Below are 17,305 nucleotides of genomic sequence, written 5' to 3' on the forward strand. Positions count from 1 at the left end.
TTCGGAGATAAACACTTTTTTCTCACCGTTTATTTGAAATTAGATTGACTCGGTTGAAAATGCACGTGATTCTAAGACTTTTAAAATGGCTTCTGCTGTATCTAAAGAGGTGAATAATGGTACGCCATGTTCCACAGCTTCTCGACGAATCAAAAATCCATCTTGATTAAGATCCGAACGATTTTTATCCATGGTATTTACAACGACTTGTGCTTCACCACTACGTATCAAGTCTAGAACCGTTTCACCGCCTTCGTTTATTTTAAGAACGGTTTTCACTGACAGTCCATTGTTTATAAGGAAATCTGCCGTTCCTTTTGTTGCAATCAGGCTATACCCGATATCATTGAAACGTTTTGCTAATACTAGAGCTTCTTCTTTCGTCTCATCAGCGATTGTAAACAGTACTGCACCAAAACTAGGCAAATGCAGCCCGGAAGCTTCAAAGGCTTTATATAGTGCTTTTTCTAAGCTGTAATCAGAGCCCATCACCTCACCAGTAGATTTCATTTCAGGTCCTAAGTACGTATCGACTTTTTGAAGTTTCGTAAATGAAAAGACCGGCGCTTTGATGTGAACTTGCTGGCTTTCAGGATATAGACCGTCTTGATAGCCTAAATCAACTAGTTTCTCACCAAGAATTGCTTTTGTTGCTACTTGAGCCATCGGAATTCCGGTAATTTTACTTAAAAATGGGACGGTTCGACTTGCTCGAGGGTTGACTTCAATCACATAAACTTTCTCCTCGTGAATAACAAATTGGATATTCATCATACCGATACAGTTAAGGCCAATTGCTAGTTTTTTTGTATAATCTGCAATTGTTTGTTGAATTTCTTTTGATAAAGTTTGCGGTGGATAAACGGCCATTGAATCCCCTGAATGGACTCCAGCACGTTCAATGTGCTCCATAATGCCTGGAATCAAGACTGTCTGACCATCACAAATCGCATCGACTTCGCATTCCTTACCCAATAAATAACTGTCCACTAGCACCGGATGTTCAGGAGATGCTTTAACTGCATTGCGCATATAATCTTCTAAGTCTTTTTGATTCTCAACGATCTCCATTGCCCGACCACCAAGTACATAGCTCGGACGAACCAATACGGGATACCCGATTTTATTGGCTACCGCGACTGCTTCTTCAGCACTCGTAGCAGTATCTCCTGGTGGTTGAGGAATATCTAATTCTTGTAATGCTTGTTCAAATAAATCACGATTTTCAGCTCTATCCAAATCTTCGATCGATGTTCCTAAGATTTTCACGCCTTGTTTGACTAATGGTTCAGCTAAATTGATTGCTGTCTGACCACCGAATTGGACGATCACTCCAGTTGGTTGTTCTAATTCGATCACATTCATCACATCTTCTAATGTTAATGGTTCGAAATATAGTTTATCTGAAATCGAAAAGTCTGTTGAGACTGTTTCAGGATTACTATTCATAATAATTGCTTCATAACCTGCGGCTTGGATCGCTTTTACTGAGTGGACTGTTGCATAGTCAAACTCCACACCTTGCCCGATTCTAATAGGTCCTGAGCCCAATACTAATACAGATGGTTTTTCAGAGCGAATACTTTCGTTTTCAAATTCATAAGTACTGTAAAAATAAGGTGTTTGTGATTCAAATTCTGCAGCACAAGTATCGACCATTTTGTAGACAGGAAGTACGTTTTGTTCGTGCCGATAGTCTGCAACAGCTTGCTCGCTTAACTGCCATAATTCAGCAATTTTTCTATCAGTAAACCCATTTTGTTTGGCCTCTTTTAAAATCCCAACATCTTTGATATTTTCTTGCAAGGCTGTTTCCAACTCAAAAATATGAAGCAGCTTATCTAGGAAGAATAAATCGATTTTGGTAAGTGTAGCTAAATCTTCGATCGTGAACCCTCGGCGAATCGCTTCTGATAGATAAAATAATCGGTCATCTTGTGCTTTCACGATTTTTTCAGTCAATAACTCATCGCTAACTTCTTGCATTTCTTTCAACTCGTTGTGGTATGCGCCGATTTCAAGTGAGCGAACGGCTTTTAACAATGACTCTTCAATGTTACGACCAATTGCCATGACCTCGCCAGTTGCTTTCATTTGAGTGCCTAAACGTCGTTCCCCTTTTTCAAACTTATCAAATGGCCAACGGGGGATTTTAGCAACAACATAGTCCAATGCCGGCTCAAACTCTGCATAAGTTGTCTCTGTAACAGGATTTTTCATTTCATCTAATGTTAACCCCACAGCAATTTTTGCAGCTAATTTGGCAATAGGATATCCCGTTGCTTTACTAGCCAAAGCGGACGAGCGAGATACTCGTGGATTGACTTCAATCACATAATAATTAAAACTGTGAGGATCCAAAGCTAACTGAACATTACAGCCACCTTCTATTTTTAACGCTCGGATGATTTTTAGAGAAGCATCACGAAGCATTTGATATTCATGATCAGACAAGGTTTGACTTGGTGCAAATACGATTGAGTCACCTGTATGGATTCCGACAGGATCGAAATTTTCCATGTTACAGACAACGATCGCATTATCCGCAGAATCACGCATGACTTCATACTCGATTTCTTTAAATCCAGCAATACTTTTTTCAATCAAACATTGAGTAGCGGGAGATAATTTCAGCCCATTTTCAGCGATAATCCGCAGCTCTTCTTCATTATCACACATGCCACCACCTGTACCGCCTAAGGTAAATGCAGGACGTACAATGATTGGATAACCGATCGTATTAGCAAAGTCTACCGCTTGTTCAACAGTATTGACGATCTCACTTTCAGGGATCGGTTGGTCTAAGTCTTCCATTAACTGTTTAAATAAATCACGATCTTCTGCTTGGTCGATCGCATCCAATTTTGTTCCCAACAGCTCAATCTTTAATTCATCTAGAATACCAGAAGCAGCTAATTCCATTGCCATATTTAGTCCTGTTTGACCACCTAATGTCGGCAGGATTGCATCTGGACGTTCTTTTCGTAAAATACGAGAAACAAATTCTAATGTGATTGGCTCTATATATACTTGATCTGCAATTTCTTTATCTGTCATGATTGTAGCTGGATTTGAGTTGACCAAAACCACTTCATATCCTTCTTCTCTTAAAGCAAGACAAGCCTGTGTACCGGCATAATCAAATTCAGCGGCTTGGCCAATTATAATTGGTCCAGAACCAATTACCATGATTTTTTTGATGTCTGTTCTTTTTGGCATTAGTCTTGCTCCTTCCATGCATCCATTAATTCCATAAATTCGTCAAACAAATGAAGCCCATCGTGTGGACCCGGTGCGGCATCTGGGTGATATTGCACTGTAAAAGCAGGATATTGGCGATGTCTAACACCTTCTACTGAACCATCATTGACTTCCGCATGAGTAATCAACAACTTTTCAGGATCAACGGTTGTTTCATCTACTGCATATCCATGGTTTTGCGAGGTAAAATCAATTCTTCCTGTGGCGATTTCTCTAACAGGATGATTTAAGCCACGATGACCAAATTTCATTTTGTACGTATCTGCTCCATTTGCTAAAGCAAACAGTTGATGGCCTAGACAAATTCCGAAAATCGGTACCTTCCCTTGAATAGCTCGAATCATTTCGATTGCTTCTGGCACATCCTTGGGGTCACCTGGTCCATTTGTCAGCATCACACCATCTGGTGAAAGTTCTAAAATCGTTTCAGCATCAGTGTTGTATGGTAAAACGGTCAAGTTACAATGGCGCTTTGATAGTTCTCTTAAAATACTATGTTTCAAGCCAAAATCAACGACGACAACATTACGTCCAATACCCGGACTTGGATATGGTTTTGTTGTAGAAACTTGAGCTACTTGATTCTTAGGTAAAACGGTTGCTTTTAGCTGATCAAATTCATGAGTCAAATCATCATCAGCATCTACAAAAGCTGCTTTCATTGTTCCGACCGAACGAAGTTTTCTTGTTAATGCACGCGTGTCGATTCCTGAAATTCCAGGAATCCCTTTTCTTTTTAGAAATTCATCCAACGTCATCTGGGCACGCCAATTTGATGCAAGTCGTGCATGTTCTTTGACGATTACGCCTTTACAAGTTGGAGAGATCGATTCATAATCATCGCGATTGACACCATAGTTGCCGACCATCGGGTAGGTAAATGTAATAATTTGACCATTGAAACTTTGGTCAGTGATTGTTTCTTGATAGCCTGTCATACTTGTTGTAAACACGATTTCGCCCACAACATTAACATCTGCACCAAATGCTTTTCCTTCAAAAACGGTTCCGTCTTCTAGTATCAATAGTCGCTTCAAATTTATGCATCTCCCTTAGACCAAGCTGACTGTCCATCAACAAATGTCATTAATGTATTTCCTTTAACCTTCCAGCCAACAAATGGAGTATTGATTCCCATTGACTCAAACTCTTTGTCATCAATGGCTTCTTCTAACTCTAAATCAAAAACGGCGATATCTGCTTGAGAACCGATTGTAAGTGTCCCTGCATCTAGACCAAAAATCTCAGCAGGCTTCGTTGCCATCCAGTTGATCACTTGTTCTAATGTGAATTTTCCAGTTTCAACAAAATTCGTATAAATCAATTGAAATGCTGTCTCACTCCCTACAATTCCAAATGGTGCCTTTAAAAAGGTTTGATTTTTTTCTTCCAATCCATGAGGCGCATGATCTGTTGCGATACAATCAATCGTTCCATCCAGTAAACCTTCGATCAAGGCATCACGATCAGATGTTGCTCTAAGAGGTGGATTCATTTTCCAAAAACCGTTATCCTCTGGAATATCTTCATCAACTAAAATCAAGTGGTGAGGAGCAACTTCCGCCGTGACATGAATGCCAGCGCGTTTTGCATCGCGGATCACACGAACACTTTCTTTCGTTGAAACGTGACAAACATGGTAGTGAACCCCAGTTTCCCCTGCTAAAACAACATCTCGAGCAATCTGTGATGCTTCTGTAGAGCTTAAAATCCCTGGTAAACCTAGTTTTTTAGAAATCTCACCTTCATGCATGACTCCGCCAAAAAGGAGTGACTCATCTTCTGTATGGGCCACGATTGCCATATCCAGTGCCGCAGCTTCTTTCATGGCAAGGTACATTGTACCGGCAGTCTGTACACCTACTCCGTCATTTGTAAATGCAAAAGCGCCCACTTCTTTTAACGCTTTTTGATCTGTCAATGTCTCACTACGTAATTCTTCAGTGATTGGCGCATATTGTAGCACTTTTACCACCGCATTCTTTTCAATGATTTCATAGACTTCTTTTAATTTCTCAGCGGTATCCGGTACAGGATTTAAATTAGGCATAGCACAAACAGTTGTATATCCACCTCTTGCAGCTGATTTGCTACCAGTTTCGATTGTTTCTTTGTAAGTAAAGCCCGGCTCTCTTAGATGAACATGGACGTCAACTAATCCTGGAGTGATCAGCTGTCCTTTAGCATCGTAGACTTTTTCAAATGTACTTTCGTCAAAAGATTCTCCAATTGCTCTGATCTTACCATCTTCGATCCAAATTTCTGCTGGAATTAACTGGTTGTCTTTTTTAATGATTTTTCCATTTTTGATAAGTGTTTTCATGTTGTTCACCTATGCCTTTCCGTGTAATACTGCTTCTAAAATTGCCATTCTCATATAAACACCATTGCTCATCTGCTGGATGATTTTAGATTGAATTCCTTCTACCAAAGAATCCGCCAATTCAACATCTCGATTAACAGGAGCAGGATGCATAATGATTGCATGTTTTTGCAGACGTTTCGCTCGCTCAACAGTTAAACCATATTGCTGATGGTACTCTTCTTTTGAAAACATTTCGGAGCCATCATGACGTTCATGTTGTACTCTAAGCAACATCATCACATCGACAGTTTCAACCACTTCGTCTAAAGGCATATAATGTCCATATGCTTCAAATTGCTTGTCGTACCATTCTTCTGGTCCTGAGAAGAAGATGGTTGCACCAAGTCGTTTTAGCATCTGCATATTTGATTTTGCCACTCTAGAGTGAGTGATATCACCAACAATTGCAATTTTTAATCCTTCAAAGTGTTTAAATTCCTCATATATTGTCATCAAATCTAGTAAACATTGGGTAGGATGTTGACCACTACCATCTCCACCATTAATGATGGAACATTGGATCGTTTTGCTTTGGATCAGTTCATCATAGTAATTTTCTTCGCCATGACGAATGACTGCCACATCAACTCCGATTGCCGACATTGTCAGCACTGTATCATAAAGCGTCTCACCTTTTTTTACCGAGCTCATACTTTCTTCAAACTCGATTACTTCGATCCCTAATTTTTTTTCTGCAACGTCAAAGCTCTTATGCGTTCGTGTGCTATTTTCAAAGAACAAATTTGTGGCAAAGTATTGCTTTTTCTCTGGCTGCCATGTCGCTCCTCGTTTAAATTCCTGTGCACGATGGATCAGGCCCATAACTTCCTGGTCACTTAATGCTTCAACGGTTAAAAGATGTTTTAAACTGATACGTTCAGATGTGATGATCATGCATTCATTCCTCCTTGTTTTAAAAGCTGGAAGAGCTCGTTCATCCTTGACAGAAAAATAGAAAATTATGGCTGCGGTGCTCATTACCTCATTTATAATTTGTCTTTTTTCCGAGAGGCTAGCTCTTGAAGCTAGATAACGATCGTAACAACGTTTCTCTAGTTAGACGTTTCTTCACTACGTGCTGTTTCAGGTAAGATCAAGTTTAAAATAATTCCTAAGACTGTTGCTAATGCCATTGATGATAACTCAAAGGTATCTAGTTTAAAGACTAAACCACCGATACCAATGACTAAGATCACTGATGCAATCAGTAAATTCTTTTTCTTGTCAAAATTGATTTGATTATCGATTAGGATTTTCAATCCGCTTGCCGCAATTACTCCGAATAAGACGAAGCTGATTCCCGAAATAACTGGGCCAGGTATGCTTAAGATGATTGCGCTCAATTTCCCTACAAAGCCAAGTCCAACGGCGAATACCGCTGCTCCTGCAATAACGAACACACTATGTACTCGTGTAATTGCAAGCACTCCGATATTTTCTCCATAGCTTGTGACAGGAGGGCCACCGACCAAACCTGCTACAATCTGTGCAGCACCATCGCCCATCAATGTTTTTGATAAACCTGGATCTTGGAAGAAGTTTCGTTTTGTTAGTTTATTTAAAACCATCAAGTGACCGATATGTTCTGTCATTGTGACAAAAGCGATTGGTGCCATTGTTGTAATTGCATTTAAATGAAGTTTTGGTTGATATTGAACAAAAGGAATTTCAAACTTTGGCATAGCAAACCAAGCTGCATTTTTGATTGGTTCGATGTCTACGATTCCGAACAATAACGCAACGAGATAACCACTAACGATTCCGAGTAAAATTGGAATCAAGCCTAAAAATCCTTTGAAAAACATGTTATAAAAGATAGTTAATCCAAGTGTGATCAAGGCCACTGCGATAAATTTAAAATCGTACTCTCCATTGTTGAACATGGCATTATTTGCTGCATTAGAAGCAAGTCCTAATCCGATGACCATCACAACTGGTCCAACTACGATCGGTGGTAAAATTTTATCTAACCAAGCTGAGCCAATTTTACTAATGATGATTGAAACGATTAGATAAACTAACCCTGTTGTCATTGCACCTTGAGCGATCGCCGGATAGCCGTCGCTTTTCATCAGCATCTGCATAGCTGCGATAAAGGCAAAACTACTTCCTAGATAAGCCGGGATCTTCCCTTTCGTTACGAATAAATAGACGATTGTTCCAAGACCAGAACTGACTAAAGCAATTCCGGGATCGATTCCTACTAAAATCGGAACTAAAACTGTTGCACCGAACATTGTAAATAAATGCTGTAAACTCAAACCGATCCAATGTGCTGTCTTTGGTCTATCATGAATATCTAAAACTGCTTCTTCATTGCGAAATTCTTTTTCTGTCATCTCAACCTACCCTATCTTTGCTATTGTATTTGTCTACTCTTCTGTGCTTGCGATCAAAATTCGATCTGCTCCGTCTTTTTCTTCTACTTCAACTATGATTTCTTCTGCCATTGACGTTGGAATATTTTTCCCAACATAATCTGCTCGAATCGGAAGTTCTCTGTGTCCTCTATCTACTAGGACTGCTAATGAAATTTTTCTTGGTCGTCCAAGGTCCATTACTGCGTCCATTGCCGCCCGGATTGTTCGACCTGTAAAGAGTACGTCATCAATTAAAATCACTTCTTTTCCTTCTAGTGAGACGGGAATATCCGATGAGTGAAGTTCTGGTTCTTCTAATGAGCGGTCTTTCATTGATTGTCCATCCATATCGTCGCGGTATAACGTAATATCCAGCTCACCAACTGGGACCTCAATATTTTCTAATTGTTTTAAACGTTCGGCAATCCTTTGAGCAATGTAGATTCCTCGAGTTTTGATCCCTACCAAAACGATATCTTGAATTCCTTTGTTTCTTTCGATAATTTCATAAGTGATTCTAGTTAGTGCGCGTTTCATGGTTACTGCATCAACGACTTCTTTTTTTGCATTTTTTTCTCCTCCTGAAAAGTTGATTTTTACAGATGCCTTATGGGCAACTTGTTTCAGTGTAAAGGCGTTACACTTGCTCTTTTTCATGTGTCTTAGTGCTTGTTTTTCCTTATTTTAAGTAGTTTAGGCTTTTGGGTGGTTCGCTCACTTCGTTCGCCAAGTTCTGTTCATCATCGAATCACTTTGTTCTTTATGTTTCACAGCAAACAAAAAATCCTCCCACCCGTGTTCGGATAGGAGGATTGAATTTATCTATACAAAGATACCATTCAGTTCACACAGATTTTTTCTAAGCGCACTTAGATATTGTTCTGCATGTTTCCTTCTTAGCCTCACGGGACTACTCTTAAAGGATTACTTATTTAATTTTCTTTCTCAAACAGTGTACCTTTTCTTTTGAAATAAATCAATCATTATTTCTTAATTGGTCCAAAGTTTTTTCAAAAAGCTCTGGCAATGGTGCTTCAAAGACCATCATTTGGCCAGTTGTGGGATGTTTAAAGCCTAGTACTTCTGCGTGCAAAAATTGACCCTTGCCTTTTAACGTTTTTCTTGGTCCATAGAGTGGATCACCTGCAACTGGAAATCCAATGTATTTCATGTGAACACGTATTTGATGGGTACGTCCGGTTTCTAGCTGTAATTGAACGAGTGTATACCCCTCAAATCGTTCTAACACTTCAAAGTGAGTGACTGCTGGCTTGCCACCTTCGATCACCGCCTGCATCTTCCGATCATTTTTTGAACGACCGATTGGTGCATTGATTTCGCCTTTATCATGAGATATTTCACCATGTACTAAGGCCACATATTTTCTAAGTGAGGTCTTATCTTTTAATTGCTCTGCTAGAGCAACATGAGCTTTATCATTTTTAGCAACCATCAGTAAACCAGACGTATCTTTATCGATGCGGTGAACGATACCTGGACGAATGATCCCATTGATCGATGACAAATCTTTGATATGATACAATAAAGCATTTACTAGTGTTCCATGTTGATGTCCAGCAGATGGATGAACCACCATGCCTTGAGGTTTATTAATAACTAAAACATCATCATCTTCATAAACGATTTCAATTGGAATATCTTCAGCCAAAACATCAAGTTCTTCTGGTTCTGGCACATTGATGCTGATTTCGTCATTTTCTTTTACTTTATAATTTGAGCGAGTGATCTCACCGTTGACCGTAATATTTTGATCTTTTAACCACTGTTGAATTTGCGAACGGGAATGATCTTTCAATAACTCAGTTAAAACCTTATCGATCCGTCCTTTTTCCTGTTTTACTTTTACATTAATTTGCTCCATTTTTTCCATCCTTTGCTGCTTTTTCGTCTAAAATCAAATAAATAAAAATACATACTACACCAATAACCAGTACAGAGTCAGCAACATTGAATATAGGAAAGCTAATAAATTCTGTTTGGAACATATCAACAACATACCCTAGACGGATGCGATCAATAAAATTTCCGATTGCTCCAGCTAAGACTAAACTCAAACCAACTGTAAACCACTTACTTCCATTGATATTTTTAACTAAAATATACATCACTACAATGACTACAATCACTGTAACGATATAAAAAAACCACATTTTCCCTTCTAAAAGACTCCATGCGGCCCCGGTGTTACGAAGATTCGTAAATGACAAAAATCCAGGAATAAACTCCTTAGTTTCTCCTAATTGAATATTGGTCACCGTTAAATATTTGACCCATTGATCTAAACCGATCAAAACTGCACTGATAATTAGATACACTGCTAACAACGGCTTTCATTCCTTCTCTAAATTATTATATAAATCTCTTGGACGGATAATACCAAGTAAACTGCCATTTGGATTACCATCTTTTGTAATCAGGATTGCTTCTAGTTTAACCTGGCTCACAAACATTTCCTCAACTTGAAACACTGTCGTCTCTTTGCTGACAAATTGGTAGTTGCTCTCTTTATAATTGCTTGCTAAAAGTTCAGAGGCTTTTCTTCCTTCTAAGTGAATATCTCCTTTTGAACTTTCAATCGCTAACCAGATTCCTAAACCACGAACAGTGATCAACCCTTTAAATAACCCATCATCATAAATCGGAAATTGGGAGTATTGCTTACGAGCAACAATCGACAAAATTTCTTTGATTGAAATATTTATATCAAAACCGGTCACTTTCTTGGCAAACCGTGGGAGAACTTTTTCTGGACTGATCAATGCTTTTTCGATTTCAAACATGCGATCGACTGCCCAATCATTGGGTTCCGCTATCACAAAATCAGTTGAAATTCGTTCATGGACAATAGCATTTCTTAATTGAGCCATTTGTAGTAAATCATCTTGAAAGAGCGGAATTTGACTATCTTTTTTTCTAGATAAGCGTCGAACCATTTCACTAAAGCCCATATTCGTTGGGTTATCTAATTGTTCTCGAAACCACTTCTCGATGCGATTAAAACTACTTAAAAATTCTTCTGCTCTTACGCCCATCACATTTTCTCCTTAATAACATACGCTTTGTTCAACATAGAAAATACAAAAATAAGATAAATAACAAGCAACAGTCCAATTCCTACTATATTCAAATGCAACACAGGAATTAAAAACATTCCAACAAAGAGTATAACATAAACCAAGATCAAAGTTGGATTCATTGTTATTTCTAGATCAATAGTATGCCCATGATCATTCACCACAAGAGGCGCACTCTTCAAAAAGAAGAACTTAGCCTGCAGCGTGCATTCTGATTCATTTGTCTCGATTTGTTTCGTTTCATTTTGGCTTAAGTAAAACCACTTCTTATCATTTTTTAGGACCTCGATCGGACTCCCCATTCCATAAAATCCGGTATTTCTAGTACAACGAATATTCATGCTGATTCCTCCTCGAGCTTTAGTCTAAAGTATATAACAAAATCTGGTAGACTGGAAGAAAGAAGTTATCTTGAGTTAAAATAGATTACATGAAAAAAACAAAAGCCGATTAAAAATAGACTTTTGTTTTTTTATATAGATCAAAATAATCCAATCGCATTCCCATCTTTATCAACATCCATCTTTAAAGCTGCTGGTTTTTTAGGCAAACCTGGCATCGTCATGACGTCTCCTGTCAATGCAACAATAAAACCCGCACCAACTTTTGGTACTAATTCACGAATCGTTATCGTAAATCCCTCTGGACGCCCCAATGCTTGAGGATCATCCGATAAAGAATATTGCGTTTTAGCCATGCACACAGGTAGACGGTCCCAGCCATATTTTTCAAAAGTAGCCAGTTGATTTCGCGCTTTTTTGGAGAAAATCACATCATTTCCACCATAGATTTTCGTTACGATTGTGTTGATTTTATCCTCCAGATCCATACCGTTTTGATAAATCGTTTTAAAATCTGCTGTTTGCTTTTCGATAACTTGAGTGACACGTTTGGCTAATGCGACGCCACCTTCAGCGCCTTTTTCCCAAACACTTGTTAATTCAACTGGCACATGTATTGATTCACATAAATCACGTAAGGCTACGATTTCATTCTCGCTATCATTGATAAACTCGTTTATAGCAACTATTACCGGTAATCCATAACTTTTCATGTTCTCAATATGTTTTTGTAAATTTGAAAACCCTTTGACTAAAGCCGGAATATTTTCTGTATTTAATTCTTGCTTATCCACTCCTCCGTGCATTTTTAACGCACGGATCGTCGCAACAATTACAACAGCATCAGGAGCTTTTTTCAGGTTAGGTACTTTAATATCTAAGAATTTTTCTCCCCCTAAGTCAGCGCCAAAGCCTGCTTCGGTCACAACATAATCCCCAAGTTTCAATGCGGTTTTCGTTGCTAATATACTATTGCAGCCATGAGCGATATTTGCAAAAGGTCCGCCATGAACAAATGCGGCAGTGCCGTAAATGGTTTGAACTAGATTAGGTTTGATCGCCTCTTTTAACAACAAAGTCAATGCCCCTTGCACACCCAAATCGCTAACAGACACTGGCTCACGATCAAAGGTATAGCCAACAACGATATTCCCTAACCTAGACTTCAAATCTTCTAAATCTGTTGCTAAACATAATATAGCCATGATTTCACTGGCCACTGTAATATCAAAGCCATCTTCACGCGGCATCCCTTGCATCGGACCGCCTAAACCTACATTGACATGACGCAATGCACGATCATTTAAATCTACAACTCTTTTCCAGATAATTCTTCTCACATCAATATCAAGTTCATTTCCTTGTTGAATGTGATTATCCAACAGTGCTGAAAGCGCATTGTTAGCAGTTGTAATGGCGTGCATATCCCCAGTAAAATGCAGATTGATCTCTTCCATAGGTAGCACTTGAGCATAACCTCCACCGGTCGCTCCACCTTTGATCCCCATAACAGGTCCTAAAGAAGGCTCCCGTAATGCAATCACAGTCTTTTTACCAATTAAATTCAACGCATCACCTAAACCGATCGTGACAGTCGATTTTCCCTCTCCTGCTGGTGTGGGATTGATAGATGTGACTAGAATCAATTTTCCTTCTTCATTTTTTGACAAACGCTGAATCGTTGAAAAATCGATTTTGGCTTTATATTTCCCAAATAATTCTAGATCTTCATTGGTTAATCCAATACTTTCTCCTACTTTATTGATAGGTAATAAATCAACCTCCTGAGAAATCTCGATATCCGTCTTCATAAAACACCCTCTTTTCCCGAACTATACATACATATATTTCGAATTCGTTCAGTTATTCCTTATTATACCGTTAAATACCACCTATTTCCATCATAAAAACAGATTTTTTACAAAAGATTGACGGGTTGCTGTTTTCACTTTATAATGATGCTAGACTTTAGAAAATAAAGGAGCGTGATTTGAATGGAAAAAGGGTTCGTCAAGTGGTTCGATAATAGAAAAGGTTACGGCTTTATTGGTTACAATGAGGACGAGGAGATCTTTGTTCATTTCACAGCAATCGAAGAAGATGGCTTTAAGTCATTGGAAGAAAATCAAGCCGTAGAATTTGAAGTGATGGAAGGTACACGTGGTTTACAAGCCGCACATGTGAAGAAAATATAAAAAAAACAGCATCCACACAATGTGTGGATGCTGTTTTCTTAATAATGTTTGCTGATGGTTAATTTCGGATCTTCAATAATTGCCGCTGTGAACGTCTGCTGCTGTTTCAGCGACGCTATAAATGCTGTTTTATTTTTTTTCGTCATAATAAACATCTGTGAACGCTCTTTCAATTCAGAGGATTTCACTTCGATGCATTTAGGACCGACTCGAATGGTTTCGATTGCGGATAATGTTATTTTTTTTCGTTTAATTGGTAATAAAGCATGTATAATCAACTGATCATCGTCGATTATAAAATAACGATTGCAGCCTAATAATGCAAAGAAAACGAATATACCCAAAACAATATTACTAATCAAATAAGGACGAGTATGTTCCAATGTCAAAATTAAACTTAAAAACAAAATGCCAAATGTACAAGACCAATAAATTATCAACGTTGATAATTCTGGTTGCCAATGATAGACTTTTTTCTTCATGTAGCGACCCCTTAATAAAAATTCAGTATGTTATAATAGTAACATACTTCAAGTTTGAACTAAAAGAAATAAGGAGAATTTTATGTTACGATTATATGTCGATGCTGCAACAAAAGGAAATCCAGGTCCTAGCGGTGGCGGAATCGTTATTGTAGGAGACGAGCTTCACGAGCAATTACATGTTCCTCTTGGAGAATGTTCTAATCACGAAGCTGAATTTAAAGTTTTTATTAAAGCCTTGGAATTAGTCATCGAAAAACAGCTAAATAACCAGACTGTCCTGATTCATTCTGATAGCAAGATCGTTGTTCAAACCATCGAAAAACAATATGCTAAGAACCCTCTATTCAAACCTTATCTTAAAATCTTTCAACAAATAGAAAATAACTTTCCCTTATTGCTGGTAAAATGGCTTCCTGAGAGCCAAAATAAAGGAGCAGATACTTTAGCTCGTCAAGCAATACAAAAATACCTGTAATCGATAATTGAAGCAAAAAGCTTCTCCTCTTTAGCCTTTAAAATCCCCCATCGAGAAAATAAAACAATACTCTTTCTTTGGGTTCTTTTTATTGTGCATTTTCGAATTTCTAGATTATCCATGATTCAAGCTGTTTTGTAGATTTTTTGATTGATTCTCACATCGTCAAAGCTACTATTTTCCCATTTGTTACTTGAAGAATCGATGATGGGGTCAATTCGATCTGCATTCCTCTTTTGCCAGCTGATACAATAATCGTTTCAAAGTTTTCTGCTTCTTTTGCAACATAAGTTGGAAACAATTTTTTCATGCCTATCGGTGAACAGCCACCTCGAATATATCCTGTTGTTTCTTCCAAATCTTTTAAATGGAGCATATCAACTTTTTTATTTCCACTTGCACTAGCTAATTTTTTTAAGTCTAGTTCTTTATTCCCTGGAATCACCGCTACAACGGGGCCTGTTTTATTCCCAACCGTTACTAGGGTTTTAAATATTTTCCCATCTTCGATCCCAATTTTTTCAGCAACGCTATTTGCACTTAAATGATCTTCGCTCCATTCAAATTCATATTCTTTATATGTGATTTTATGTTGTTCAACAATTCGCATTGCATTTGTTTTTTGTGTCTTCTTTTTCTTAGCCAATTTTATTCACCTCACAATTAAGTTTATCAAAGAAATCAACGGATGCAAGAAAAATAGACTAGTCAGAAGTGAGTTGCTACGTTTCTGACTAGTCTATTGATTATAATGCTAAAGTTTTAAGAATTTCGCGTAGTTCTCCTACAGGCACTTGACCTGGTGCTGATGCTTTTTTAGCAGCACCAAAAGTCATCGCAGAACCAAACGCTTCACCGCACATACGACTGACCATTCCTAGTTGTCCCATAGACATTGTAACAATTGGTCGATCTGCATGTTTTGTTTTCATTTCATTAGTTGCTTCTAAAAGCGTTAACACATCGTCTGAAGATTGCGGCATAACAGCGATTTTACAGATATCCGCATTTTTTTCCTGCATTTTGCATAACCTTGAAATAATCTCACTTCTTTCAGGTGTTTTGTCAAAATCATGATTACACATCACGATTTTGATCTTTTTTTCATGCGCTGCTTGAATCGTTTCTTGAACGAGAGTGTCATCCATAAACAATTCAACATCTAATAAGTCGATTGCCCCTTGTTCAATAACTGTTTTGTATAAACCAAAGTATTGCTCATCCGTGAAAGCAATTTCTCCGCCTTCTTGTTTTGTTCTGAAGGTGAAAAGTACTGGTTTATCAGATAAAATTTCTGCGATTTTTTTGACATTTCAGCAGCCACTTGAAAATCTGCAACTTGATCAAAAAAATCAACACGCCATTCAACTAAATCACAATCGATCGTTAACAAATGCTTAGCTTCTTCTATTAATTCTGTTTCATTTTTACCTACTAGAGGAACAATGATCTTTGGACTCCCACTTCCGAGAGTCACATTTTTAACTGTAACTGTGTTCATTTTTTGTATCCTTCCTATTTAGATGTATCGATTGTTTGGCGGTAACGAATAAAAATAATGACCGCTAAGACAAAACCGATCCCTGCAATGATCGTATCGAATAACATAATACCACGTACATTGGTTTTGGCAATTTGAGCTGCCGCCACTGGAATAACAAATGAAGCAATACTCCCAAATGTATAATAGATCCCTGTGATCGTCCCTTTACCTGCTGGGAACATTTCGCCCATTACTGTTAATCCCAATTGTAACACGCCTCCAGCTGCAAAGAAACCAACTAAAGCCGCTCCGATCATACAAACAAGTGGTGTTGGGAATAACCACATAATCGCGATCGTCAAAAATGAAACAAAGGTATAAATAACAACTAAATAAACTGAACGAACTTTTGAAGCCATAATTGCTGTAAATGCTACACATAATAATGAACCAATAGAATAATACGAAACTAGTACACCTGCATCTGTTTGGGCCATACCTGCCACTTGTTCACCATAAGTTCCGATAAACTGACTGATTAGATAAAACGTTGCTTGTGCGATAAAACCATAGATAACAAAGGCAACTCCTTCTATTGCCATTTTAGGTTTTGACTTAAATTTAACTGCTGGAGCCTGTTCAACCACTTCTTCTGTTTCTTCTGCAAGTTTTGCATCTGCATCTGGGAAAGGTTGTTTCCACAAGTAAATCGCATTTACTCCTAATAAAATTGCAGCGATCATGAAGGACCAACCAAACCATAAATGGTTAGAAGCTAAAAATTTAATGAGCAGTGGTAAAGCGAATTGACCACCTTGAATAAAGGCTTTTAACAAAACTGTTGCTGTTCCTGCTGTTTTTGGAAATGACTCCATCAACGCAGGATACGTACCAGAATCAAGGAATGAATTGGAGATTCCAGCAATTACTGCGAAAAACATCGCTAACTCAACACTCGGGCTATACAATATACCAAAGAAGTAGGCCGCATACGTCACCATTCCTAAGTAAATGAATGGCTTACGTCCAAATTTATCAGACAAGCGTCCTGAAATCATGATCGCAATCAAACGCCCGATCCCTAGCATTGAAATAACTTTGGCGATTCCCATCAAATCAGTGTCCCATTGTGTCATCAAAGAATTTTGATTTTGTGAAATAATAATAACGCCCATCCCATGGACAATGTAGTTGATATATAGACCTATGGCGGTCGGTGTGTATTTATTTTTCATCATTTTCTCC

General features: G+C 38.2%; 16 protein-coding genes and 1 pseudogene. 2 read left to right on the forward strand and 15 right to left on the reverse strand.

The window, feature by feature from the left end; genetic code table 11:
• Positions 1–39: 39 nt before the first annotated feature.
• From carB to V192_RS0103895, 11 genes are all read right to left on the reverse strand, one after another.
• Positions 40–3,219, reverse strand: coding sequence for a carbamoyl-phosphate synthase large subunit (gene carB, locus V192_RS0103845; protein WP_025869029.1), 3,180 nt, complete (start codon positions 3,217–3,219; stop codon positions 40–42).
• Complete coding sequence (locus tag V192_RS0103850) at positions 3,219–4,298, reverse strand: carbamoyl phosphate synthase small subunit (protein ID WP_025869030.1); 1,080 nt, start codon at positions 4,296–4,298, stop codon at positions 3,219–3,221. The genes carB and V192_RS0103850 overlap by 1 nt, the downstream gene beginning before the upstream one ends.
• 2 nt (positions 4,299–4,300) lie before the next feature.
• Positions 4,301–5,584 carry a dihydroorotase gene (locus tag V192_RS0103855; protein ID WP_025869031.1) on the reverse strand — a complete coding sequence of 428 codons (1,284 nt, stop codon included), beginning with the start codon at positions 5,582–5,584 and terminating at the stop codon, positions 4,301–4,303.
• A 9-nt stretch (positions 5,585–5,593) separates the two neighbouring features.
• Entirely contained in the window at positions 5,594–6,520 is a 927-nt protein-coding gene (locus tag V192_RS0103860; protein ID WP_025869032.1) for an aspartate carbamoyltransferase catalytic subunit, read from the reverse strand.
• Between the two features lie 158 nt (positions 6,521–6,678).
• Positions 6,679–7,965, reverse strand: a complete 1,287-nt coding sequence (locus V192_RS0103865; RefSeq protein ID WP_025869033.1) for a solute carrier family 23 protein — start codon at positions 7,963–7,965, stop codon at positions 6,679–6,681.
• 33 nt (positions 7,966–7,998) lie between these two features.
• On the reverse strand, positions 7,999–8,643 hold the full coding sequence (pyrR, locus tag V192_RS0103870; RefSeq protein WP_025869034.1) for a bifunctional pyr operon transcriptional regulator/uracil phosphoribosyltransferase PyrR: 645 nt from the start codon (positions 8,641–8,643) through the stop codon (positions 7,999–8,001).
• A 319-nt stretch (positions 8,644–8,962) separates the two neighbouring features.
• Entirely contained in the window at positions 8,963–9,868 is a 906-nt protein-coding gene (locus V192_RS0103875) for an RluA family pseudouridine synthase (protein ID WP_025869035.1), read from the reverse strand.
• Entirely contained in the window at positions 9,855–10,331 is a 477-nt protein-coding gene (gene lspA / locus V192_RS0103880) for a signal peptidase II (RefSeq protein ID WP_025869036.1), read from the reverse strand. Before lspA ends, V192_RS0103875 begins: the two co-directional genes overlap by 14 nt.
• Positions 10,332–10,337: 6 nt before the next feature.
• Entirely contained in the window at positions 10,338–11,039 is a 702-nt protein-coding gene (locus tag V192_RS0103885; RefSeq protein WP_025869037.1) for a CBS domain-containing protein, read from the reverse strand.
• A complete protein-coding gene (locus tag V192_RS0103890) occupies positions 11,039–11,422 on the reverse strand; it encodes a hypothetical protein (RefSeq protein WP_025869038.1) in 384 nt (127 codons plus the stop codon). Before V192_RS0103890 ends, V192_RS0103885 begins: the two co-directional genes overlap by 1 nt.
• Positions 11,423–11,562: 140 nt before the next feature.
• A complete protein-coding gene (locus tag V192_RS0103895) occupies positions 11,563–13,233 on the reverse strand; it encodes a formate--tetrahydrofolate ligase (RefSeq protein ID WP_025869039.1) in 1,671 nt (556 codons plus the stop codon).
• 183 nt (positions 13,234–13,416) lie between these two features.
• Between V192_RS0103895 and V192_RS0103900 the strand changes: the two genes are divergently transcribed.
• Positions 13,417–13,617 carry a cold-shock protein gene (locus V192_RS0103900; RefSeq protein ID WP_025869040.1) on the forward strand — a complete coding sequence of 67 codons (201 nt, stop codon included), beginning with the start codon at positions 13,417–13,419 and terminating at the stop codon, positions 13,615–13,617.
• A 38-nt stretch (positions 13,618–13,655) separates the two neighbouring features.
• On the opposite strand, the gene V192_RS0103905 is transcribed toward V192_RS0103900, so the two are convergent.
• Positions 13,656–14,099 carry an EbsA family protein gene (locus V192_RS0103905; RefSeq protein ID WP_025869041.1) on the reverse strand — a complete coding sequence of 148 codons (444 nt, stop codon included), beginning with the start codon at positions 14,097–14,099 and terminating at the stop codon, positions 13,656–13,658.
• Between the two features lie 82 nt (positions 14,100–14,181).
• On the opposite strand from V192_RS0103905, the gene V192_RS0103910 reads away from it, so the two are divergent.
• The gene (locus V192_RS0103910) at positions 14,182–14,577 is read left to right on the forward strand and encodes a ribonuclease HI family protein (RefSeq protein ID WP_025869042.1); all 396 of its coding nucleotides are present in this window, start codon (positions 14,182–14,184) and stop codon (positions 14,575–14,577) included.
• A gap of 157 nt (positions 14,578–14,734) precedes the next feature.
• Here the strand turns inward: V192_RS0103910 and ybaK are convergent, their stop codons facing one another.
• From ybaK to V192_RS0103925, 3 genes and pseudogenes are all read right to left on the reverse strand, one after another.
• On the reverse strand, positions 14,735–15,187 hold the full coding sequence (gene ybaK, locus V192_RS0103915) for a Cys-tRNA(Pro) deacylase (protein ID WP_051581930.1): 453 nt from the start codon (positions 15,185–15,187) through the stop codon (positions 14,735–14,737).
• A 136-nt stretch (positions 15,188–15,323) separates the two neighbouring features.
• A pseudogene (gene aroD, locus V192_RS19225) lies at positions 15,324–16,078 on the reverse strand (type I 3-dehydroquinate dehydratase).
• A gap of 14 nt (positions 16,079–16,092) precedes the next feature.
• On the reverse strand, positions 16,093–17,295 hold the full coding sequence (locus tag V192_RS0103925) for an MFS transporter (protein WP_025869044.1): 1,203 nt from the start codon (positions 17,293–17,295) through the stop codon (positions 16,093–16,095).
• Between the last annotated feature and the right edge of the window lie 10 nt (positions 17,296–17,305).

Source organism: Enterococcus crotali, from assembly GCF_000633635.1.
Classification (GTDB): domain Bacteria; phylum Bacillota; class Bacilli; order Lactobacillales; family Enterococcaceae; genus Enterococcus_L; species Enterococcus_L crotali.